A 21,932-nucleotide genomic window follows, 5' to 3' on the forward strand; every position below is an offset into this window, starting at 1 on the left:
GGCTGGAATGGGGGAAAGCGCGTGCGGACAAGGTCGAAGTAGGCATCGGTCAGGAACCATCCAAAAAAGTTCAATTCGTCGCGGGTACCGGCAGCAGGCAAGATGCAATCACTGCCTCAGGGTAGACTGGAATTGCCAGGAAATCAATCGTGCTGTGCGGGCAAGCCTCGTTTCGATGGTTTGCCCGCATGTTCAGCCGCTTACTGGGTAACCAGGCTGACCTTGTCGATCACGAACGAGGTTTGCAGCGACGCGTCCTCGGTGGCGGCGAACGAGATCTGCACGGTCTGGCCCTTGTAGGCGATCAGGTCGAAGGTGCGGATCTGGTAGCCGGCCGCCTTGTTCACGTTCGAGTACGAGGCCAGGGTGCCCAGCACCGTGCCGGCGCTGTTCTTCACGGTGACGACCAGCTTGTCGTACACGGTATTGCCCGTTTCCGCCGTGTCGATATGCAGCGCGAAGCTCAGGCTGGCGGACGTGGCGGCGGCCGGAATGGCCACGCTTTGCGTCAGCGATTCGCTGGCCGTGACGCCATTGCCGCCCAGCCAGGCGTACTGCGTGCCTTCGTACGCGGTTTGCCCCGTAAACGTGCCGATGGCGCCCGTGGTGCCGCTCCAGCCCGTGGCGCCGGCCTCGAAGCCGCCGTTCGTCACTCTTTCGGTGGCGCTGCTGGTGCCCACCGTCAGCGTGGCGTTGTTCGACGTGGCCGTCACGGCGGGCGACGAGGAATCCGTCACCGTGGCCTTGAAGACGGCGCCGCTGTCGGCCGCCACGGCCGTGAAGCTGTAGGCCGGCGACGTGGCGCCGCTGATCACGGCGCCGTTGCGGTACCACTTGTAGGTGTACGGCGCCGTGCCGCCGCCCGCGCCCACGGCGAACGAGGCGGTGGCGCCCGGTGCGACGGTGATGCTGGCCGGCTGGCTGGTGATGGTCACCGCGCCGCCCGTCGTCGACTCATCGACGTCTGTGCCCACGTTGATGGCCGCATACGCGCGCTTGACGGCGATCGATTCCGCGCTGCCCACGCCATACAGTTCCTCGGCTGCCTGCAGCACCTTGTTGCGCGCGTCGGCGTAGTTGGTCGACGAGGTGAACTTGGTGGTGGCGGCCTTGAACCAGATGCGGTAAGCCTTGTCGCTGCCGATACCGGTCATTGCCAGCGGGCTTTTGTTCAGGTAGGAGCTGTAGTAATCGCTGCTGGACGTGGAGTTCGAGCCTTGCGACAGGAAGTAGAACATGCGGTTGTTCGGGCCGCTGCTGTAGTGGACGTCGAGGTTCTTGATGGTGCTGCTCCACGCATTCGGGCTGCTGCCATCCTTGCTCGGCTTGTACAGCCAGCGCAGCGGCTGGCCATTCTTGGCGATCTCCTTGCCCGTCATCCAATCGTTGCCCGTGTTGGGAATCGTGGTGCCCGTGCCGCCGGCGCGCGCATACGCTTCCACCATCTCGCCGGCGATGTCCGAGCTCGATTCGTTCAAGCCGCCCGACTCCTGCGAGTAGATCAGGCCCGAGGTGGCGTCCGTGATGCCGTGGCCCATCTCATGGCCGATCACGTCGATGGAGCCGAGGTTGTTGAACGCGCTGCCGCCGTCGCCGATGTACATGCATTTGCAGTTGCCGTCGTAGTAGGCGTTGTCGTAGGCCGTGTTGACGTGGGCGGCGATGTGGGTGGCCGTGTTGTTGCCGTCCAGGCTGGACCAGCCCAGTACATTCTTGTGCGTGTCGTAGGTGTTCATCAAGCCCCACATCGCGTTGACGGCCGCCGTCTGGCCGTTGGCGTTGGTGGTGCTGCCGCCATTGATGTACTGCTGGCCGTCGCCCCAGGTATTGCTGGTGCTGCTGTACACGCTGCCCGAGGTGGTGCCGTGGTTGGCATTCGTGATGGCCATGCCGCCGAAGCTGCCGCCCGTGCCGCGGCTGGGGTCCTTCATGGTGTAGGTGCTGCCCGTGAGCGTGGTGTTGAGCGGCACCTGGCCGTTGTACTGGCTGTTGCCGATACCGGCGACGGTTTTCAGGGCTTTCCATTGACGCAGGATGCGGCCGTCCCGGGCGCTGACGATGGTGTCGTAGTAGACGGGCTTGCTGCCGCTGATCATGCGCGTCTGCACCAGGTAGGCCAGCTCGTAGTGGTCGACCACGTCCTGCACGTCGAGGGCGTTCAGCGCGGCTTCCGACTTGTTCTCGGCGCCGGCCACGCGCACGGTTTTCATTACGGGATAGATCAGCAGCTGCGCATGCGGCGGCACATGGTCGACGGCCGGCACGCCAATGCTTTTTACGGCAGCGGCGATGGCGGCGGCGGCGCTGACGGCCGGCGTGGTGTCGATATCGGTGGTGGCGCTGCGGGTGACGGAATTGACGCCGCCGCTGCCGAGGCCCGACGCGCGGTCCGACACGGATTCGCTGACGATGTCGCCGGCGCTGTTGCTGACCACCACCGTCTCGGAACCGAAGACGGGCAAGCCCTTGTAGGTGTGCTGTACGCGGCTCACGCGCGTGCCGCTGACGCCCGGATGCTGGGCGCCGACGGCAAAGCCATGCTCGGTATTCAGACCGCGGCTGCGTGCCTGCGCGGCCAGCTTGTTGACCAGGCTGGCGGTCTCTTGTGGAGAAGCCAGGGCGACCGGCGCGGCCATCAGGGTCTGTGGCAGCGGGGTGGCGGCATCGGCCGTGGTGGCCATCAGCGGCAGGGCGGCGATGGATGCGGCAACTATCGTCAAACGTAAATTCATTTCTGCTCCATGGTATCGGTTAAGGAAATGGTGAATGAGCTGGCCGCGATGCCTGATGGCCACCCCGGCGCGCCTGGCGGCGGGCGGATAGCCTGCCGTTTTGTGGTGGCATGACGCCGGGTAGGGGGACACTAAACTTGTCGAGATCGCCATGTCAAAAAATTCAAGAAATGGGTCACCAGGCGAATTTTTGTTAAAAATTGAACATTTATCGGCGTCGCATCGTTGGAAAGTTTGATCTACCACAAGCTGCAACTTTTGTTTTGGACTACTACCCCTATTGGCGCGCTCTGTTGGAAAAACACTGTTGCCTTTTCTAAATGTTGCGATCTACACTAGCTCTTCGCATTGCCCCCAGCGGAGCACGCGAAGACAAAAAAAGCGCACGCGGCAATGACCGCGTCCAGATACAGCGCATCGGGAAAAAAATCGGGAGTTTCACATGACGTCAGTTCTGTTTTCTGCTGTTGGTTTCAGCCATTTCCCCTCTGGAGCGGCACTCATGCTGCATCCGCCTTCCTAGCGGCCGCCAGCCGGCTCTTCCCCCGCGAGGGGATTCTTTTCTGTAAGTCCGACCGCGCCGCCCGGCGCGGCCGCTGGCGCAGTGCATCTTTTTTTCAGGAAGGGTTGCCGGCTCCTGGTGCGTGCACCGGAATCACCGGCCCGACGAACTATGCTTTCGATAGCGACCAAAGTGGAACAGATCGTGATGGAATCGGCCTTTCTCAGCGAGGGATTGGGCCGTGGCTTGCTCAACCTGTCGGAGCTGGCGCGCCAGCTGCAGCCGCAATTGCAGACCGACTTATGGAAACCGGTGGGGCAGGCCGCCGTGGTGATGGCGCTGCGCCGCCTGGCCGAGCGGATGCCGCAGCAGAAAAACGGCGAGATCGTGCTGGCGCACCGCGCGGGTGAACTGTCCACACGCAGCGAATTGATGGTTGTTACCTACCGCTATTCCGACCAGACGTATGCCTGCCAGCGCCAGTTGCTGGCGCTGGCAGCGCCCCAGCGGGGCACATTCATCACCATTACGCGCGGCGTCAACGAGGTGATGGTGATCTGCAGCCGTTCGCTGCACGCGCTGGTGGAGGAGGTGTTCGGCGAAGAGCAGGAACTGGCGCGCCTGGAGCGGGTGACGGCCGTGACCCTGCACCTGGCGGCCGAAACCTGCTATACGCCGGGCGTGTATCACGCCATCCTCAAGCGCCTGGCCTGGGAGCGCATCAACCTGATCAACATCATTTGCACGTATACGGAGCTGACCTTGCTGCTGGAAGCGTCTCAGACGGGCGCGGCTTTTTCCGTATTGTCGAAAATCGTCGCACAATGAAAAAGGCCCCGCTGCAATCGCTGCAGCGGGGCGCTTGCCGGCAAGAACCGGTTTTATTTTTCCAGCTGCGTGCGCACGCGGGCGATCGCTTCGCGTACCTGGCGTGGCGCGGTGCCGCCCACGTGGTCGCGCGCGGCAACGGAGCCTTCCAGGGTCAGCACCTCGAATACGTCTTCGCCGGTTAGCGGCGAAAACGCGCGCAGCTGGGCCAAAGACAGGTCGGCCAGGTCGCAACCGGCGTCGACGCAGGCGCGCACGGCCAGGGCCACCGCTTCATGGGCGTCGCGGAACGGCAAGCCTTTCTTGACCAGATAGTCGGCCAGGTCGGTCGCCGTGGCGTAGCCTTGCAGGGCCGCCGCGCGCATCGCTTCCGGTTTCACCGTGATGCCGCCGGCCATGTCGGCGAAGATGCGTAGTGTGTCGATGACGGTATCGACGGTGTCGAACAGCGGTTCCTTGTCTTCCTGGTTGTCCTTGTTGTAGGCCAGCGGCTGGCCTTTCATCAGGGTCAAGAGGCCAATCAGGTGGCCGTAGACGCGACCGGTCTTGCCACGCGCCAGTTCCGGCACGTCCGGGTTTTTCTTTTGCGGCATGATCGACGAGCCGGTGCAGAAGCGGTCGGCGATGTCGATGAAGCCGATGCGTGGACTCATCCAGATCACCAGTTCTTCGGCCATGCGCGACACGTGCATCATCAGCACGGCGGAGGCGGCGCAAAATTCGATGGCGAAGTCGCGGTCCGAGACGGCGTCGAGCGAGTTGTGGCAGACGTCGTCAAAGCCCAGCGTTTTTGCCACGCGCAGGCGGTCGATGGGGAAGGTGGTGCCGGCCAGGGCGGCGGCGCCCAGCGGCAGGCGGTTGACGCGCTTGCGGCAGTCGGCCATGCGCTCGGCGTCGCGGCCGAACATTTCGACATACGCCAGCATGTGGTGGCCGAAAGTGATCGGCTGGGCCACCTGCATGTGGGTGAAGCCCGGCATGATGGTGTCGGCATGCTGCTCGGCCAGGTCCGTCAGCGCGCTGCGCAACGTCGCCAGCAGGGCGCTGATGTCGTCGATGGCGGAACGCACGTACAGGCGGATGTCGGTGGCCACCTGGTCGTTGCGCGAACGGCCCGTGTGCAAGCGCTTGCCCGCATCGCCCACCAGTTCGGTCAGGCGTTTTTCGATATTCAGGTGGACATCTTCCAGGTCCAGCAGCCATTCGAACTGGCCGGCGGCGATTTCCTGCGAAATTTGCGCCATGCCACGCTGGATTTCCGCGTAGTCGGCCGGGCTGATGATGGCTTGCGCATGCAGCATTTCCGCATGGGCCAGCGAACCTTCGATGTCGAACAGCGCCAGGCGCTTGTCAAAAAATACAGAAGCTGTGTAGCGCTTGACGAGGTCCGAGACCGGTTCGGAAAACCGGGCCGACCAGGCTTCGCCCTTTTTGGAGAATTGATCAGTCATGAAAGAAGTCCTTTAGTGTACGGCGATTATAAACAAGGTTGGCCGGCGGTAGGGCTTTTAGGGGTTTGCAGGGCGCTGAAATGGCCAGGAATGGGGCTGGCCAGCCTCAAATGCCACGCCGGGTGCCTGTTGTGCGTTTCATCCGGGCTTTTTGTATTCTGTCCCGCGAATCGTGCGTTTGGTCGCAATCCGATGGCAGTTCAGGGGGGATCGGCCTACAGTTCAATCATCGCAGCACACAACCAGCCACTCACAGGACACCATCATGAACATCGCTAAAAACATGGAAGCCATCTTCGTTGCCATCATCGCCGTCGCCGCCGCCACCAGCCTGGCCACCGCTGCCGTGCCGAAGTTCCGCGCCGCACCGGCCCCCATCGCCGCCAGCGCCGATCAAGCCACCATGCACACCGTGTACGTCAGCGCCAAGCGTTTGAGCGCCGAAGAAAAAGCTGCCCTGTAAGCGTGGCGATGGGATTGCAGGCAGTACAAGAAGCATTGGCAGCAAACAGCAACACCGCATCACGGACAGGCAGAACGGGCGGCGCCCCCGGTTCTATCGAGCCCTGGTGACAGCCGCAGCAAAAAGGCCGATGATCGTGTTTTTCAACGATAGCAGGGCCAGCGCGATGTCACATTTGATGATCAGCACCGACAAGGCGGAACTCGACGTTCCAGCCATTCACCATTTTCTCAGCACGCAATCGACATGGGCCATCGGCATCCCGTTGGCTACCGTACAGCGCGCGATCGACCATTCGCTCTGCTTTGGCGGCACGCTGGCCGGCCGTCAGGTGGCGTTCGCCCGCGTGGTCACCGACTACGCCACGTTTGCCTATCTGGTCGACGTGTATGTGCTGGAAGAATACCGCGGCCGTGGCTACAGCCAGCGCCTGATGGAGGCCGTGACGGCGCATCCCGGTTTGCAGGGCTTGCGCCGTTTCATGCTGGCCACCAGCACGGCGCATGATTTGTATGCACGCTACGGCTTTACGGCGCCGCTCAGGCCGGAGACGCTGATGGAGCGGTATGTGCCGGATATCTACCAGCATTGATTGCCTGAGCAGCTGGACCGGCGCTCACTGCCAGTGCATCAGGCACGGCGGAATCAAGAGCAGCAGCGCCAGCACCAGGTAGATCAGCTGCAGCGGGATCATCCACTTGGCCCACGTGATCCAGGGCACGCGCGCCAGCGCCAGCACGCCGACGGTGATGCCGGACGTGGGGATCATCGGCGTGGTGAATTCGCCGAACTGGAAGGCCAGGATGGCCGTCTGGCGCGTCACGCCGACCAGGTCGGCCAGCGGCGCCATGATGGGCATGGTCAGCGCCGCCTGGCCGCTGCCCGAGTGGATGAAGAAGTTGATCACCGACTGCATGAAGAACATCTTTTGCGCGGCGAAGACGGGACTCGACGAGGCCACCAGGGGCGTCAATGCATGCAGTATGGTGTCGATGATCTGCGCGTCGCGCGCCAGGATCATGGTGCCGCGCGCCAGCGCGATGACCAGCGCCACGCTGACCATGTCGCGCGCGCCCTGCACGAAGGATGCGACCAGGCTGTCCATGTCGAGCCGGCCGACCAGGCCGACGATGATGGCCATCACCAGGAACAACGCGGCGATTTCATCGATGAACCAGTCGTACTTGACGACGCCGACGACCATCGTCAGCAAGGTTGCCATGAAGATCCACAGCACGGCGCGGTGCGTGCGCGTCATGCCGGCAAAGCTGTCCAGGTCCATCGAATGTTCGCTGCGCTTTTCGATATCGAGCAGGTAGGTCGGGCTTTTTTCCGGATGGCGCTTGATGCGCGCCGCGTACCACATCAAAAACACGATGCTGACCGCCGTGGCGATGGCCCACACGATCAGGCGGTAGCCGATGCCGGAAAAGATCGGCACGCCGGCGATGCCCTGCGCGATGCCGACGTTGAACGGATTTAAAAAGGCGGCGGAAAAGCCCACCTGCGAGCCGATGAAGGGAATCGACACGCCCGTGATGGTGTCGTAGCCCAGGGCCAGGGCCAGCGGCACGAAGATCAGGATGAAGGGAATCGCTTCCTCGTTCATGCCGAAGGTGGCGCCGCCCAGCGAAAACATCGTAAAAAAGACGGGGATGATGGCAGCGCGCACGAAGCGCGAACTGGTGTGCGCCTTGGCGATGGCCTTGATCAGCGAATCGAAGGCTTCCGTTTTTTGCAGCACGGCGAAGGCGCCGCCGACGATCAGCACGAAGCCGATGATCAGGCTGGCGTCGACGAAGCCCTTGATGGGCGCCATCATCAGCGCGGCCAGGCCCTGCGGCTTGTTGGCTACGTAATGAAACGTGCCGGGGATGATCAGCTGCTTGCCGTTGACCAGCTGGGTGTCGAATTTCCCGCCCGGTACCAGCCAGGTCGCCAGGGCGATCATGGCCAGGATGGCGCACAGCAGGACGAAGGTATTGGGGAGCTTGAATGTTCTCATGGCGCTTTTTTGTGACATTTATTGGCTCAGCAGGCTGCCGCCGCGGAAGGCGATGCTGCCTGCGACCTTGCCGACGTTCATGCCGCGCAGGACGTGGCGGTGGGCGCTGCGCGCAAAAAAGACGCCGGCGACCGTGCAGCGCAAGGTCGTCGTCTCGCCGCTGACGGGGTCGATCAGGTCGGCCACCGCGTCGCCGGCGGCCAATACGTCGCCCATTTCGCGCAGGTAGACCAGCACGCCGTGATGCGGCGCGAGAATCGGTTCCACGCCCGCCAGCGGCGTTGGCGTACATTGCGGCGCGGGCAGGTTCTCGCCGGCGCCGGCGATGTCCAGTACGCCCTCGATGGCGAGAAAGCGCAGGAGGGCGGCGGCGTCGCGTTCGGCCAGGGCGTAGCTCACCTCCACCTCGCCGCGCAGTTCGACGGTGGTCGACAGGCAGGCGGCGGGAATCGGATAGCGGCCGCCGAAGTGCGCGTCGAGATCCCACCACAAGCGGCTGCATGCTTCGTCGAACGGCTCTTCGCCTGCCGCCAGTTCCAGCAGCACGGCGCGCGCGCCCAGGAGCGCGGACAGGGGCGCGATCTGCGCCGCCAGCGGCGTGCCCGTATAGATGTGCAGGGCCGCTTCGTTATCGCAATGCAGGTCGAGCACGATGTCGGCGTCGATGGCCATGCCCAGCAGGGTTTTCTTCAGCGTCTCCGCATCCGTGCCCGGCTGCCAGGCGGCGACGGCGGCGCGCGCGTGCTCGCGTATCAGCGCCACGTTGGCTGGCGCATCCTGCCCCAGCTGGCCATCGAGCGTGGTTTTCAGTTCATCGGCCACGTGGCGGTAGGCGCGGTTGAAGTTGATGCCGGTGGTCAGGTCGAAACGGCCGAACGGCGCGCCATGGATGGCTTGCGCCAGGCCGATCGGGTTGGCGGCCGGCACCAGGATGATTTCGCCGTGCACCTTGCCGGCCGCTTCCAGCGCCAGCAGTTCGCGGCGCAAAAATTGCGACACCAGCATGCCCGGCACCTCGTCCGCGTGCAGGGCCGCCTGGATGTACACCTTCTTGCCGCTGCGGCTGGTGGCGGCCGCGCTGCCGAAGTGGAAGCTGCTCAATTGGCATGACATGCTGGCGTGCGCGGTGGAGATGGAATGCTGTTGTACTTGCATGGTGGGCGCCCCGAAAAGGTGCATGGTTGATGGATTCCGGTCGATTATGTAGCAATATTTTCACGAAGTAAATCAATGAAAATCCTTTTACAAATATTTGTTGAGTTTTCTTTTTGATATGAGTAAAGTAAGTTCCAGCGACCCGATTTCCCCTTCCTCCAGTGATCAGCAGTGCCCAAGAATACAGGCCGCCAGTGATATGAGAGCATCCGCCAGTCCTGCCAGAAGCAGCGCCCCCACGCCACTTGCCACCACGCTGGCGTCGCCCGATGCCGCCTTCGCGCAATCGCCGCTGGGGCAGGCGCTGATGCACGTGCTGGCCGGCGGCTCGGCTTCGCAGCGGCAGATCGCCGATTACCTGCTGCGCAACCAGATGCGCGTCACGGCGCTGGGCATCGAGGAACTGGCCGACAGCTGCCAGGTATCGACGGCCACCATCAGCCGCTTCGCGCGCGATATCGGTCAGAAGAATTACTCGGCCATGCGCGGCGCCATGGCCGAAACCCTGCAATCGCTGCTGCAGCCGGTCGACAAACTGCGCCGCACGATAGAACGGCGCGCGCGCGCCACCTCGCCGATCACGGAAAGCCTGGAATATGCGGCCGCGAACATCGCCGCCACGTCCGATGCCCTGTCGCCGCCCGCCATGCTGGCCGTGGTGCGCCGCCTGACGCGCGCCAAGGTCGTGTACGTGATGGGTTTCGGCCTGTCGGCCAACCTGGCGGGCATGCTGGTGCAGCATCTGCAGCCGTTTTGCCCGCACGTGGTGGAAGTGGTGGGCATCGGCGGCTCGGAAGTGGCGGCCGGTCACCTGGTCAACCTGACGGCGCAGGACGTGCTCGTGGTGATCTCGTTCCCCCGCTACACGCTCGACTGCATCGGCCTGGCCAGCTTTGCGCGCGACCGCGGCGCCTGCATCGTGGCGCTTACCGACTCGCCCGCGTCGCCCCTGGCCGAACTGGCCGACCACGCGCTGTATGCGCAAAGCACGCATCCCGTCCTGCCAAGCAGCGCCAGCACGGCGCTGGCCATGATCGAGGCGCTGGCCGTGGCGCTGATGGTATCGAACAGGAAGAACGTAGAAAAAGCGGCCCGCTTGAGCGAAGTCATCTCCGCCTATCTGTATGGCGGCGAACATGGCGTGCAGGGCGCGCGGAAAACAGCTTCAAAGCAACGCAAGGCAGTCCCAAAATCATTATAAAAATCAGGCATCAACATCCGGGGAGAATGACAATGCAGATGAAAAAACAGGACGGCGGCTCCTTGCCACGCGAATCGGTGCTGGCGCAAGGCGTGCGGCTGGCGCTGGGGGCCCTGAGCGTGTCGGCGGCGCTGGGCATGCTGGCCTGCGGCGCGCAGGCGCAAGAGCAGGGGCCGGATGTGGAGCCGGCGCCGAAAAAAATGCAGCGCGTGGAAATCACGGGGTCGGCCATCAAGCGGCTGGAGTCGGAGACGGCGCTGCCCGTGCAGATCATCACGCGGGCCGAGATCGAAAAGGCGGGCGTGACGACGGCGGCCGAGCTGATGGCGCGCGTCTCGGCCAACGTGGGCGGCCTGACCGATGGCGTCAGCATCAACGTGGGCGGCGACCAGCGCGGCTTCAACAGCGCCAACCTGCGCGGCGTGGGCACCTCGTCGACCCTGGTGCTGCTCAATGGCCGGCGCATGGCCAACTTTGCCTCGCCTGGCGACGATGCGGGCGTGGACCTCAATAACATTCCCGCCGCCGCCCTGCAGCGCGTGGAAGTGCTGCTCGATGGCGCCTCGGCCCTGTACGGCACGGACGCCATCGGCGGCGTCATCAATTTTATTACGCGCAAGGATTACCAGGGCGTGGAGCTGAACGCCTACGGCAGCGGCACGCAGGAAGGCGGCGCCGGCAAGCGCACGGCCAGCATCACGGCCGGCACGGGCGACCTGGCCACGGATGGCTACAATATCTTTGCCGTGGTCGACCTGCAAAAAACCGACCGTCTGAGCACCTCGCAGCGCAAGTTCATTCCGCACCTGCATGTGCCGGAACGCCTCGGCCATTTGCTGTCCAGTTACACCAGTCCGGCAAATATCCGCCTCTCCAGCGACCAGCGCGACTACCTGCAGGAGCAGGGCTTCCTGCTCAATGGCCAGCCGATCACGAATCGCCTGATTAATCTGTCGATTCCAGGCTGCAGCGGACCGGCCAATGTGTACCTGCCTGCCGGCACGGGCGGCGTCGATGCGTGTACCTATAACTACATGGGCGACACCGAGCTGTATCCGAAAACGGACAAGCAGAACCTGCTCACGCGCGGCGTGCTGAAACTGAATAACGATCACCAGTTGTATGCGGAAGTGGCACTGAGCCGCTCGCGCAGCTATTACGTGGGATCGACAGCGCGGCCGGATGGCGAAATCGACGCCAGCATGGTGCCGCAGCTGAACGCTGCCGGGTTGACCGGCACGCTGGCCCTGCGCATTCGCCTGAACGAAGCGGGCATGCGCACCAGCGAATTGACCAGCGAAAGCCAGCGTTACGTGGTGGGCGCCACCGGCACCGTGGGCGGCTGGGATTACGACGTGGGCTTGAATCACAGTGTCAATGTGGTCAGGGACAAGGACACGCACGGCTACCTCCTGGCAGACCAGCTACAAAAGGGCATCACGGATGGCACCATCAATCCCTTCGGCCCCTCCAGTGCGGCGGGTAAGGCGCTGCTCGAGAGCATCCAGGTCAACGACGAAGTGCGGCACGCGCGCGGCGTCATGGATGCGCTCGATTTCAAGGTGTCGCGTGCCTTGATGTCCATGGGCGGCGGCGACATGGCGTTGGCGGTGGGCGGCGAAGTGCGGCGCGAGCGCACGGATTTCCGGCCATCCGCGTTGTTAATGAGCGGTAACATCACCAACGATGACGCGCCCGAAGGCGGCGTGGCCACCAGCGACAGCCGCAACGTGCAGGCCATCTATAGCGAATTGCTATTGCCGTTTAGCAAGCAATGGCAGGCGCAGCTGTCCGGCCGCTATGACCATTACCAGCAAGTGGGCGGTGCCCTCAGTCCGAAGATCGGCCTGACCTACATGCCCAGCAAGGAGGTGCTGCTGCGCGCCTCGGCCGGCAAGGGCTTCCGCGCGCCGTCGATGTCGGACCTGCATCGGCCCACTGTCTACAGCCAGACGGCGACCCTGCCTGATCCCGTGTACTGCGAAGCCGAGAACAACGACTACTCCGTCTGCGCCGACAACTGGCGTACGCGCCGCTACAGCAACGACAAGCTGAAACCGGAGCGCAGCCGCCAGTTCACGGCCGGCGTGGTGCTCGAACCCGGCCAGCACTGGACCTTCAGTGCCGACTACTGGAACATCAGGCGCACGGATTTGATCAGCGAAATCGGCGACGACATCATCCTGTCCAACCTGTCCAAGTACGGCAACCTCGTACACCGCGACGAAGACAATGGAATCCGCTACATCGAGCTGCGCAAGGAAAACCGCGGTGCGCAAAAAGCCTCGGGCATCGATATCACGGCCGACCTGCATGGCGTGAAAACGGCGTGGGGACGCTTTGGCGGACATCTGAGCGGCACCTATGTGCTCGATTCGAAGATCCAGACCAGCCCTGGCGATGCCTTCATCAGCAATCTGAACAAGTTCGTCACGGACGGCGTGGTGCAGCGCTGGCGCCATACGATCACCCTCGACTGGGACAATGGCCCGTATTCGGCCAGCCTGTCGAACACGTATTCGAGCGGCTACGATGACCAGAACTCGGCCATCAACACGGACGACGGCAGCGTGGTCAAGCCGAACCGGGTGAAGGCCTACACGCTGTGGGACATGTCGGGCGCGTATGCGGTCAGCCAGCAGTTCAAGCTGCGCGCCGGCATACAGAATCTGTTCAATACCAGTCCGCCATACTCGAACCAGGCATTTTTCTTCCTGTCCGGCTATGACCCCAGCTACGCCGACCCGCGCGGCCGGCGCTTCTACGCCAGCGCCAATTACAGCTTCAAGTAAAAAACTGGAGATACCGCAATAACGCTGTCATATGCGGCAAGTAGTATCGTAGTTCGATGCAGTTGGGTGGCAGGCAGCAGTTTTGGCAGCAAGGGCGCGCGCCGGTATCAACAAGTGCGCGCCCCTTTCCTTGTATTCGAAAGGCATCATGAAATTATTCTCAAGCCGGTACCACACCTTTTGCGCCGCGCTGCTGTTCGCGCTGGCATTGTGCAGCTTCCATGCCGTGGCGGCGCCCGGCGGCAGCGCCATCGGCAGCGCGCCGCAGGGCACGCTCGTCATCATCGGCGGCGGCCTGCGCGCCGACAATGCCGAAGTGTGGCAGCGCATCGTCAAGTTGTCGGGCGGTCCGGGCGCGCGCATCGCCGTGCTGGCCTCGGCCGCGATGAACCCGGAAAAATCGGGTGAAAGCATCATCAGGAAGCTCAATCAATATGGTGCGGACGCCTTTTTCGTGCCGCTAGCCGTCAAGCTGGCCAATCGCGATTACCGCAAGGCGGCCGAAGATCCGGCCATCGTCACGCAGATCAAGTCGGCCACCGGCATCTATTTCGCCGGCGGCGACCAGGGGCGCATCACGCAAGCCTTGCTGCGCCCGGACGGCAGCCGCACGGCCGCGCTGGAAGCCATCTGGTCGGTCTACCGCAACGGCGGCGTGATCGCCGGTTCCAGCGCCGGCGCGGCCATCATGAGCACCACCATGTTCTACGATGCCAAACCCGTGCTCGACATGCTCAAGATGGGCGTCACGGATGGCCGCGAGATCGCGCCTGGACTGGGCTTCATCGGCAGCGACGTTTTTGTGGACCAGCATCTGCTGGTGCGCGGGCGCTTTGCGCGCATGATTCCCGTGATGCTGAAAAAAGGCTATCACCTGGGACTGGGTATCGATGAAAACAGCGCCATGGTGGTCGATGCCATGCGCGACGTGGAAGTGATCGGCTACAGCGGCGCCCTGCTGATCGACCTGTCGGGCGCCATCAGCGACCGTGGCGTGAAAAATTTCAATATCAGCAATGCTGCCATCAGCTATCTGGACCGGGGCGACAAATTCAACCTCGTCACGCGCGTGTTTACGCCCTCGCCGGACAAGGCCGACAACAAGCTCGATCCGAACCAGCCCGACATGCGCGAGCCCGTGTTTACCAACGATATCCTCGGCAACAACGCCGTGCTCGACCTGATGGGCAACCTGATCGACAACGCGCAGCAGGAAGCCATCGGCATCGCCTTCGGCAACCCGCGCGACCCGTACCCGGAGCTGGGCTTCGAATTCCGCTTCAGCAAGACGGTCAACAGCGTCGGCTACAGCTCGACCGAGGCGGAAGCGTATTCGGTGCTGAAATTGCGCCTCGACATCCGCCCCATCCAGCTGCGCCAGCCGCTGTACCGCTACAAGTAGCTTGCACTGGCACGCCGCCAGCGCGGCCACGCGGCGATCGTCAGGGCCCGCAGCAGCCATTCGACGGGGCCATAGGCGTGGCCGCGCAGCCACCAGCGGCTCAGGGGCAGCTGCAGGCTGAAGATGATGACGGCCAGCGCCAGCGCGCCGAGCGGCGAGACGCTGCCCATCAAGCGCGCGCCATACGCGAGGAACAGCCAGGCGCAGACGGCTGACTGCAGCAGGTAGTTCGACAGGGCCATGCGGCCCGTATCGGCCAGCAGCGCAAACAGCGTGCCGTCGCGCAGCCGTTCGAACAGGGGCAGCGCGCATGCCAGGTAGGCGCCCGCCAGCAGCGGCGCGCTCGCCAGGCCCACGGCCAGTCCCGCCACCTGCCATGCCTGGCTCTCGCCATACACGGAGGTCCACGCATATGCGGCGGCGCCGGGCAGGCCTGCCAGCGCGCCGGCCCACAGCAGGCGTCGGCGCAGCGGCAGATAATCGGCCGCGTGCAGCAGCATCTCGCGCTTGCCGGCGGCCAGGCCGCACAGGAACATGGCCAGCGCGCACGGTGCCTGCACCAGCAGCAGGACGATCCAGATGTCGCTCAGTTCGCGCAAGTGCTGATTGACGACCGCGGCCGGCGTGGCGCGGTAGGCGGCCAGCGCCGTTGCCGCCTTTTGGGCCATCGCCACCGCGTTGTCCGCCGCGTCGCCCGCCGGCTGCAGGCTTTGCAGCCAGGCCATGCCTGCCCAGAACGCGGCGCAGACGGTGACGAGCACCAGGGCCAGGCACAGTGCCTGGCGTTCGCCGCAACGGTGCAGCGCCAGCAGCACGATGCCCAGCACGGCGTAGGTGGTCAGTATGTCGCCATGAAAAAGGAACACGGCATGCAGGGCGCCGATCAGCCACAGGGCCGCTTGCCGGCGCAGCATGCGCGGCACGAACGGCGCATCGGCGCGCGCGGCCGCCTGCATCTGCAAGGTGAAGCTGTAGCCGAACAGGAAGGAAAACAGCAGGTAGAACTTGGTCTCGAACAGCAGCGCGACGAGGAAATGCGTGGCGCGGTCGACGCCGCCGTGAAAGGCGGGATCGGTCATGCCCAGGCCGAACCAGGGCGTGGCGAAGGCGCCGATATTAACCACCAAAATGCCGAACAGGGCGCAGCCGCGCAGGGCGTCGACGTCGGCAATGCGCGTGGGCGGGGTTGGCATGGCGGCGCTCATGCCAGGGCAGGGCGCAGGAAGCGCGCCAGCAGCAGGTGCAAACTGGCGCGCTGCGCCAGCGGTGCATAATCGGGATCGACGGCGACCCGGTTGAAGATGCCGTCGATCAGCGCGACGATCCAGCCGGCCGTTTGCGCGGCGTCCAGCGCGGCGTCGATCTGGCCTGCCGCCGCCGCCTCTGCCAGCAATGTTTGCAGGCCGCCGCGCAGGCTGGCGTCGTTGCGCGCCACCCTGGCCGCGATGTCCGTGTCGCGCATCGCCTCGGCGGCAATGTCCAGCGCCAGTCCCGCAAAGTCCCCGTCGGCCGCCAGCGCCAGCACCAGGTCCATGAAGTCGAGCAGGGCGCCGTACGCATCGGCGCTGCCTTGCACGCCGGCGAAATAGGCGGCCGTCTCGCTGCCTTCCTGGTCGACGATGGCGGCGATGATGGCTTGCTTGGTGGGGAAATAGTGAAACAGGTTACCGGGACTCATGCCCGCCTGCGCGCAGATGGCGGCGGTGCTGGTCTGGTGAAAGCCCTTGCGCGCGAAGCAGTGGCGCGCGGCGGCGAGAATGGCGTCGCGGCGGGCCGCGTGTTTATCTGGATCGATGGTTCGCATGGCTTTGCTCTTTAATTAATTGACTAGTCAGTCTAATATAAATGGATTGCGTGGCGCGGTCAAGCTGGTGGGTGAAATGGATGCTTTGCAGTGCCGATTCCTGTCGCTACAATGTGCCGCACCGGATTTTTCCATGCCCGCCGCTGGCGCCGCTGTTTGTTCGGAAAACCGCTTCTTTTACCCGTTTTTCTACCGTGTTAGGAATGAGATGCAGCAGACCCCGATTCGATCCTTCCTGTGCGCGCTGGCGCTGGCCGCCGGCATCGTCCCTGCCGCGCAAGCGGCCAATGCTGCCCAGCCGGCCACCATGCGCCTCGACTACCAGCACAGCGGCAATGCGCTGGGCGAGCATTATGCGGTCGAGCGCGTGCTGGTCGAGCCCCTGCCATGGCCTGGCAACCTGGCGCGTCCCATCGACGACAGCAACCGCGGCAACAATATGCTGGAAGTGGTCGACATCAAGTCGGGCAAGGTGCTGTACTCGCGCGGCTTTTCCACCATCTTCGGCGAGTGGGCCAGCACCGACGAGGCGAAAACCACGACGCGCGCCTTCCAGGAATCCGTGCGCTTCCCGCAGCCCGAGCAGCCTGTGCGCGTGCGCATCCTCAAGCGCGACGAGCGCGGCCTGTTTTCCATTGTGTGGAGCACCGACGTCGACCCGGCCGCGCAGGACGTGATCCGCAAGCAGCCGCCGGCGCCCGTCAAGCCTATCCCGATCCGCGTCAGCGGTCCGTCGTCCGAAAAGGTCGATCTCCTGATCATGGGCGATGGCTACACGGCCGCCGAAATGGGCAAGTTCGAAGCGACGGCGCGGAAATTGGCCGAGCACCTGTTTACCGTCTCGCCATTCCGCGAGCGGGCCAATGACTTCAATGTGTGGGCCATGGCCGCGCCGACGCAGGAATCGGGCGTGTCGCGCCCATCGACGGGCGTGCATCACGCCTCGCCTCTGGGCACGCGCTACGACATCTTCGGCAGCGAGCGCTATGTGCTGACGACGGACAACCGCGCACTGCGCGACCTGGCGCAGTACGCGCCGTACGAATTCATCGAAATCCTCGTCAATAACGATACCTACGGCGGCGGCGGCATCTTTGGCCAGTTCAGCACGGCGGCAGCGAACAACGACTGGGCCAACTACCTGTTCGTGCATGAATTCGGCCACCATTTCGCCGGCCTGGCCGACGAGTACTACACTTCGCCCGTGGCCTACCAGTCGAACGGCGAGCGCCAGGAGCCGTGGGAGCCGAACGCCACGGCGCTGCGCGATCCGGCCAAGCTGAAATGGAAGAGCCACGTCAAGGCCGGCACGCCGCTGCCGACGCCCTGGCCGAAGGAAGCGTACGACAGCCATGCGCGCGAATACCAGAAGCAGCGCGCTGCCCTGCGCGCGGCCAACCGCCCGGAAAGCGAGATGAGCGATTTGTTCAAGGCCGACCTGGCATACACGCAGCAGTTGTTCTCGAAGGCGCCGCAGCGCCATGCGGTGGGCGCCTTCGAAGGCGCGAACTATGAATCGTCCGGCTACTACCGTCCCGAGATGCAGTGCATCATGTTCGACCGCAGCGAGACCTTCTGTTCCGTATGCCAGAATGGCATCAGCACCATCATCGATCTGTATTCGCGTCCCGCATCGGCATCGGGGAAATAATGCTGTTTCTGCCATTCCAGTAATGCATGGTGGGTCATGTTGCAACGCAATAGCATGGCCCCCTTTCTGCCTCGCCCTGCCGCCTGCCTTCCTCCACTGCCCAGATCCGCTTGTTTTTCAGGCAATATGCATCTGCGCCCGCATGCCTCCTTTTCTTCCCGCCAGCCCGGAAGTATTGTCAAATACATACGCTCGCACGCTTGCCTGAAAAATATTTCATTTAGATAATATTGCGGTAAAATTTGATTTACATCAATGTTGCATTGCCGCAATCGCACTTATAGTTGACCTAGCTCAAAACGATAAGCATGTGGACCGGACTCATCGCGAATCACGTATCTAAATGCTGTAGAGTAATTTTCGCCCTGTACCAGTTCCCCGAGAATGCACTGGTGCCGGCCTCGAATTTCAGTGACGGAAGCCGATTCATGAAGATGCAGACCCCCGCGCCTGACGCGTGCAGTACCTTACACCCCCACACTCCGATTGCCTTGCCGTATGCGCGCGCCGGTGGCGTCACCCTGGCCATGTGCGCTGCCGCCATGCGCGCCGGCGCGGTGCGCTGCGTGCATGCGGCCACGCCGTGGCCCGCCCTGCGTCCAGTCCAGGCATGATGGCCGCCTTGCCGCAGCACTTGCCTTTGCAGGGCAAGCGGGGCCTGGTGGTGGGCATTGCCAATGGGCAAAGCATCGCCTGGGGTTGCGCCAGCGCTCTGCGCGCGGCCGGCGCCGAACTGGCCGTGACCTGGCTCAATGACAAGGCCCGTCCATACGTGGAGCCGCTGGCGCAGCAAGTGCAGGCGGCCATCATGGCGCCGCTCGACGTGGCCGTGCCGGGCCAGCTCGAAGCGCTGTTCGCGCAGATCGAACGGCAGTGGGGGCGTCTCGACTTCGTCGTCCACTCCATTGCCTACGCGCCGAAGCAGGACTTGCATGGCCGCGTGACGGACAGTTCCGCCGACGGCTTTGCGCAGGCCATGGATGTCTCCTGCCACTCCTTCATGCGCATGGCGAAACTGGCCGAACCGCTGATGCCGGACGGCGGCAGCCTGATGACCATGAGCTACCTGGGCGCCGAGGAAGTCATCGCCGACTATGGCCTGATGGGTCCCGTGAAGGCGGCGCTGGAAGCGTCGGTGCGCTACCTGGCCGCCGAACTGGGGCCGCAAGGCATCCGCGTCAACGCCATCTCGCCGGGACCACTGGAGACGCGTGCCGCTTCCGGCATCGCCCATTTCGACCGCCTGATGGCCGACGCCATCGAACGCTCGCCCATGCGCCGCCTGGCCACCATCGAGGACGTGGGCGCGCTGTGCGCCTTCCTCGCCGGCGACGGTGCGCGCGCCATCACGGGCGGCACTCTGTATGTCGATGGCGGCTACAACATTCTGAATTGACTGGAAGACGATGACCATGGCTGTTTCTACTTTGCCCAACCGCGCCAGGATGGCCGCGCTGGCCACCGCGCTGGCCCTGGCCGGCTGCGCCTCGCTGGCGCCGCCGTACGCGCCGCCGCCGCTGCCCGTGGCGGCGCAGTATCCGGAAGCCGATCCGGCCGGCGCGCAGGCGCCCGACGTCGCCTGGCAAGCCTACTTTGCCGACCCGCGTCTGCAGGCGCTGATTGCGCAGGCGCTGGCCGGCAACCGCGATATCCGCATCGCCGCCCTGCGCGTGGAAGAGGCGCGCGCCGCATATGGCATCCAGCGCGCCGAACAATTTCCCACCATTGCGCTGGGCGCCTCCGGCAGCCGCGCGCGCGTGCCAGGTGACCTGAGCGTGACGGGCCGCCCCATGACGAGCGCGCAGTACCAGGCGGGCTTGAACGTGAGCGCCTGGGAACTCGATTTCTGGGGCAGGGTGCGCAGCCTGAAGGACAGCGCGCTGCAAACCCTGCTGGCCAGCGACGAGGCGCGCCGCGCCGTCGGCGTGGCCCTGGTGGCGCAGGTGGCCAATGGCTACCTGGGCTTGCGCGAACTCGACGAGCGCGTGGAACTGGCACGCGCCACCGTCGACAGCCGCGCCGAATCGCTGCGCATCTTCACGCGCCGCTTCGAGGTGGGGTCGATTTCCAAGCTGGACCTGACGCAGGTGGAAACCCTGCTCAGCCAGGCCCTGTCGCTGTCGGCCCAGCTGGAGCAGGCGCGCGCCGTGCAGGCGCACGCGCTGGCCCAGCTGGTGGGCGGCCCCGTCGACCTGACGCCGGTGGCTGGCGAGGTGCGCCGCTTCGACGACGCCAGCGTGCTGCAGCCGCTGCATGCGGGCCTGCCCTCGGCTTTACTTACGCAGCGCCCCGACCTGATGGCGGCCGAGCACCAGCTGCGCGCGGCGCACGCCAATATTGGCGCCGCGCGCGCTGCCTTCTTCCCCACCATTTCGCTGACGGCGGGCTATGGCACGGCCAGCGCGGAATTGAGCGGCCTGTTCGACTCGGGCAGCGGCGCCTGGAATTTTGCGCCGCGCCTGGTGCTGCCGATTTTTGACGCGGGCCGCATCCGCGCCAATAGGGATCTGGCCGAGGTGCGCCGCGACGTGGCCGTGGCCAATTATGAAAAGAGCGTGCAGGGCGCCTTCCGCGAAGTGGCCGACGCGCTGTCGAACCGGCGCTGGCTGGCACTGCAGGTCGATATCGGCAAGACGACCTTGGCCGCGCAGAGCGAACGCGCCCGCCTGGCCAAGCTGCGCTACGACAATGGCGCCGCGCCCTACCTGGAAGTGCTCGATGCGCAGCGCGACTTGCTGACGGTCGAGCAGCAGCTGGTGCAGACGCGCCGCGCGCTGCTGTCCAGCCAGGTCAGCCTGTACGCGGCCCTGGGCGGCGGCGCACCCGCACCCGCCGCCGCTTCCACCCACTAATTTGATCGCCCCGATACCATGAATGCTCAACTGAAGAAAAAACTCATCCCCGCGGCGCTCGTCGTGGCCGTTCTCGTGCTGGGCTACGTGGCCTGGCAAAAAATGCGCCCCACGGGCCCTGGCGAAGGTTTTGTCAGCGGCAATGGCCGCATCGAAGCGACGGAAGTCGACGTCGCCACCAAGCTGGCCGGCCGGGTCAAGGAGATTCTCGTGCGCGAGGGCGACTTCGTCAAGGCGGGCCAGCCGCTGGCCACCATGCAGGTCGACTCGTTGACGGCCCAGCGCGACGAGGCGCGCGCGCGCCAGCAGCAGGCGTCCGATGCCGTGGTTGGCGCGCAGGCGCAGGTGGCCGTGCGCGAGAGTGACAAGGCGGCCGCGCTGGCCATGGTGGCGCAGCGCGAAAGCGAACTCGATGCGGCCAAGCGCCGTCTGGCCCGTTCCGAAACCCTGTCGAAGGAAGGCGCTTCCTCGGTGCAGGAACTCGACGACGACCGCGCCCGCGTGCGCAGCGTCGCCGCCGCCCTGAATGCGGCCAAGGCGCAGGTGACGGCGGCGCAGGCGGCCATCGATGCGGCAAAAGCGCAGGTGGTCGGTTCGCGTTCCGCCGTCGTGGCCGCCGAGGCGACCACGGCGCGCATCGATTCCGACCTGGCCGATGGCCAGCTGACGGCGCCGCGCGACGGCCGCGTGCAATACCTGGTGGCGCAGCAGGGCGAAGTATTGGCCGGCGGCGGCAAGGTGCTCAACCTGGTCGACCTGTCGGACGTCTACATGACCTTCTTCCTGCCCGAGACGGCGGCCGGCAAGGTGGCGATGGGCGGCGAAGTGCGCCTCATCCTCGACGCGGCGCCCAATTACGTGATTCCCGCGACGATTTCGTTTGTCGCCGCCAGCGCGCAGTTCACGCCGAAGACGGTGGAAACGGCCAGCGAGCGCCAAAAACTGATGTTCCGCGTGAAGGCGCAGATCAGCCGCGAGCTGCTGCAAAAGCACCTGGCCCTGGTCAAAGTGGGTTTGCCGGGCGTGGCCTGGGTGCGCCTCGATGCGAAGCAGCCCTGGCCCGCTGAACTGACGGCCAAGGTTCCGCAGTGAGC

General features: G+C 64.4%; 17 protein-coding genes. 11 read left to right on the forward strand and 6 right to left on the reverse strand.

Going from position 1 to position 21,932, the window contains the following annotated elements:
- Nucleotides 1-200: 200 nt before the first annotated feature.
- The gene (locus CSQ95_RS08530) at nucleotides 201-2,732 is read right to left on the reverse strand and encodes a M4 family metallopeptidase (RefSeq protein WP_099409165.1); all 2,532 of its coding nucleotides are present in this window, start codon (nucleotides 2,730-2,732) and stop codon (nucleotides 201-203) included.
- 673 nt (nucleotides 2,733-3,405) lie between these two features.
- Between CSQ95_RS08530 and CSQ95_RS08535 the strand changes: the two genes are divergently transcribed.
- On the forward strand, nucleotides 3,406-4,062 hold the full coding sequence (locus CSQ95_RS08535) for a hypothetical protein (RefSeq protein ID WP_070224268.1): 657 nt from the start codon (nucleotides 3,406-3,408) through the stop codon (nucleotides 4,060-4,062).
- A 53-nt stretch (nucleotides 4,063-4,115) separates the two neighbouring features.
- Here the strand turns inward: CSQ95_RS08535 and argH are convergent, their stop codons facing one another.
- Nucleotides 4,116-5,513 carry an argininosuccinate lyase gene (gene argH, locus CSQ95_RS08540; RefSeq protein ID WP_070224270.1) on the reverse strand — a complete coding sequence of 466 codons (1,398 nt, stop codon included), beginning with the start codon at nucleotides 5,511-5,513 and terminating at the stop codon, nucleotides 4,116-4,118.
- A 265-nt stretch (nucleotides 5,514-5,778) separates the two neighbouring features.
- On the opposite strand from argH, the gene CSQ95_RS08545 reads away from it, so the two are divergent.
- Both CSQ95_RS08545 and CSQ95_RS08550 read left to right on the forward strand, forming a co-directional pair.
- Nucleotides 5,779-5,976 carry a hypothetical protein gene (locus tag CSQ95_RS08545; protein WP_070288640.1) on the forward strand — a complete coding sequence of 66 codons (198 nt, stop codon included), beginning with the start codon at nucleotides 5,779-5,781 and terminating at the stop codon, nucleotides 5,974-5,976.
- A 166-nt stretch (nucleotides 5,977-6,142) separates the two neighbouring features.
- The gene (locus tag CSQ95_RS08550) at nucleotides 6,143-6,568 is read left to right on the forward strand and encodes a GNAT family N-acetyltransferase (RefSeq protein ID WP_099409198.1); all 426 of its coding nucleotides are present in this window, start codon (nucleotides 6,143-6,145) and stop codon (nucleotides 6,566-6,568) included.
- A gap of 24 nt (nucleotides 6,569-6,592) precedes the next feature.
- On the opposite strand, the gene CSQ95_RS08555 is transcribed toward CSQ95_RS08550, so the two are convergent.
- Together CSQ95_RS08555 and CSQ95_RS08560 are read right to left on the reverse strand one after the other, a co-directional pair.
- A complete protein-coding gene (locus tag CSQ95_RS08555; RefSeq protein WP_162995779.1) occupies nucleotides 6,593-7,981 on the reverse strand; it encodes a YfcC family protein in 1,389 nt (462 codons plus the stop codon).
- 18 nt (nucleotides 7,982-7,999) lie between these two features.
- Nucleotides 8,000-9,136 (reverse strand): succinylglutamate desuccinylase/aspartoacylase family protein, encoded by a 1,137-nt coding sequence (locus tag CSQ95_RS08560; protein ID WP_099409199.1) that lies wholly within the window; start codon nucleotides 9,134-9,136, stop codon nucleotides 8,000-8,002.
- Nucleotides 9,137-9,335: 199 nt separating this feature from the next.
- Here CSQ95_RS08560 and CSQ95_RS08565 point away from each other — a divergent pair, with 199 nt between their 5' ends.
- The 3 genes from CSQ95_RS08565 to CSQ95_RS08575 all read left to right on the forward strand — a co-directional run bounded on the left by CSQ95_RS08565 (nucleotide 9,336) and on the right by CSQ95_RS08575 (nucleotide 14,531).
- Nucleotides 9,336-10,337, forward strand: a complete 1,002-nt coding sequence (locus tag CSQ95_RS08565; protein WP_099409166.1) for a MurR/RpiR family transcriptional regulator — start codon at nucleotides 9,336-9,338, stop codon at nucleotides 10,335-10,337.
- 32 nt (nucleotides 10,338-10,369) lie between these two features.
- Entirely contained in the window at nucleotides 10,370-13,129 is a 2,760-nt protein-coding gene (locus tag CSQ95_RS08570) for a TonB-dependent receptor (protein WP_099409167.1), read from the forward strand.
- A 148-nt stretch (nucleotides 13,130-13,277) separates the two neighbouring features.
- On the forward strand, nucleotides 13,278-14,531 hold the full coding sequence (locus tag CSQ95_RS08575; protein ID WP_099409200.1) for a cyanophycinase: 1,254 nt from the start codon (nucleotides 13,278-13,280) through the stop codon (nucleotides 14,529-14,531).
- Here CSQ95_RS08575 and CSQ95_RS08580 read toward each other — a convergent pair.
- Together CSQ95_RS08580 and CSQ95_RS08585 are read right to left on the reverse strand one after the other, a co-directional pair.
- Complete coding sequence (locus tag CSQ95_RS08580; protein ID WP_257217993.1) at nucleotides 14,522-15,724, reverse strand: DUF418 domain-containing protein; 1,203 nt, start codon at nucleotides 15,722-15,724, stop codon at nucleotides 14,522-14,524. The genes CSQ95_RS08575 and CSQ95_RS08580 overlap by 10 nt on opposite strands.
- 8 nt (nucleotides 15,725-15,732) lie before the next feature.
- Nucleotides 15,733-16,335 carry a TetR/AcrR family transcriptional regulator gene (locus tag CSQ95_RS08585; protein WP_099409169.1) on the reverse strand — a complete coding sequence of 201 codons (603 nt, stop codon included), beginning with the start codon at nucleotides 16,333-16,335 and terminating at the stop codon, nucleotides 15,733-15,735.
- 208 nt (nucleotides 16,336-16,543) lie between these two features.
- Here CSQ95_RS08585 and CSQ95_RS08590 point away from each other — a divergent pair, with 208 nt between their 5' ends.
- The 5 genes from CSQ95_RS08590 (at nucleotide 16,544) to CSQ95_RS08605 (ending at nucleotide 21,930) form a co-directional block, all read left to right on the forward strand.
- Nucleotides 16,544-17,986 carry an IgA Peptidase M64 gene (locus CSQ95_RS08590; protein WP_099409170.1) on the forward strand — a complete coding sequence of 481 codons (1,443 nt, stop codon included), beginning with the start codon at nucleotides 16,544-16,546 and terminating at the stop codon, nucleotides 17,984-17,986.
- A gap of 428 nt (nucleotides 17,987-18,414) precedes the next feature.
- Nucleotides 18,415-18,600 (forward strand): hypothetical protein, encoded by a 186-nt coding sequence (locus CSQ95_RS29035; RefSeq protein WP_139144132.1) that lies wholly within the window; start codon nucleotides 18,415-18,417, stop codon nucleotides 18,598-18,600.
- A complete protein-coding gene (fabI, locus tag CSQ95_RS08595; protein ID WP_180278994.1) occupies nucleotides 18,597-19,382 on the forward strand; it encodes an enoyl-ACP reductase FabI in 786 nt (261 codons plus the stop codon). The genes CSQ95_RS29035 and fabI overlap by 4 nt, the downstream gene beginning before the upstream one ends.
- Before the next feature lie 10 nt (nucleotides 19,383-19,392).
- Nucleotides 19,393-20,838, forward strand: coding sequence for an efflux transporter outer membrane subunit (locus CSQ95_RS08600; RefSeq protein WP_373631661.1), 1,446 nt, complete (start codon nucleotides 19,393-19,395; stop codon nucleotides 20,836-20,838).
- A gap of 18 nt (nucleotides 20,839-20,856) precedes the next feature.
- Complete coding sequence (locus CSQ95_RS08605; RefSeq protein ID WP_099409171.1) at nucleotides 20,857-21,930, forward strand: HlyD family secretion protein; 1,074 nt, start codon at nucleotides 20,857-20,859, stop codon at nucleotides 21,928-21,930.
- Nucleotides 21,931-21,932: the final 2 nt, after the last annotated feature.

The sequence above is a fragment of the Janthinobacterium sp. BJB304 genome (assembly GCF_002735765.1).
Lineage (GTDB): Bacteria > Pseudomonadota > Gammaproteobacteria > Burkholderiales > Burkholderiaceae_D > Janthinobacterium.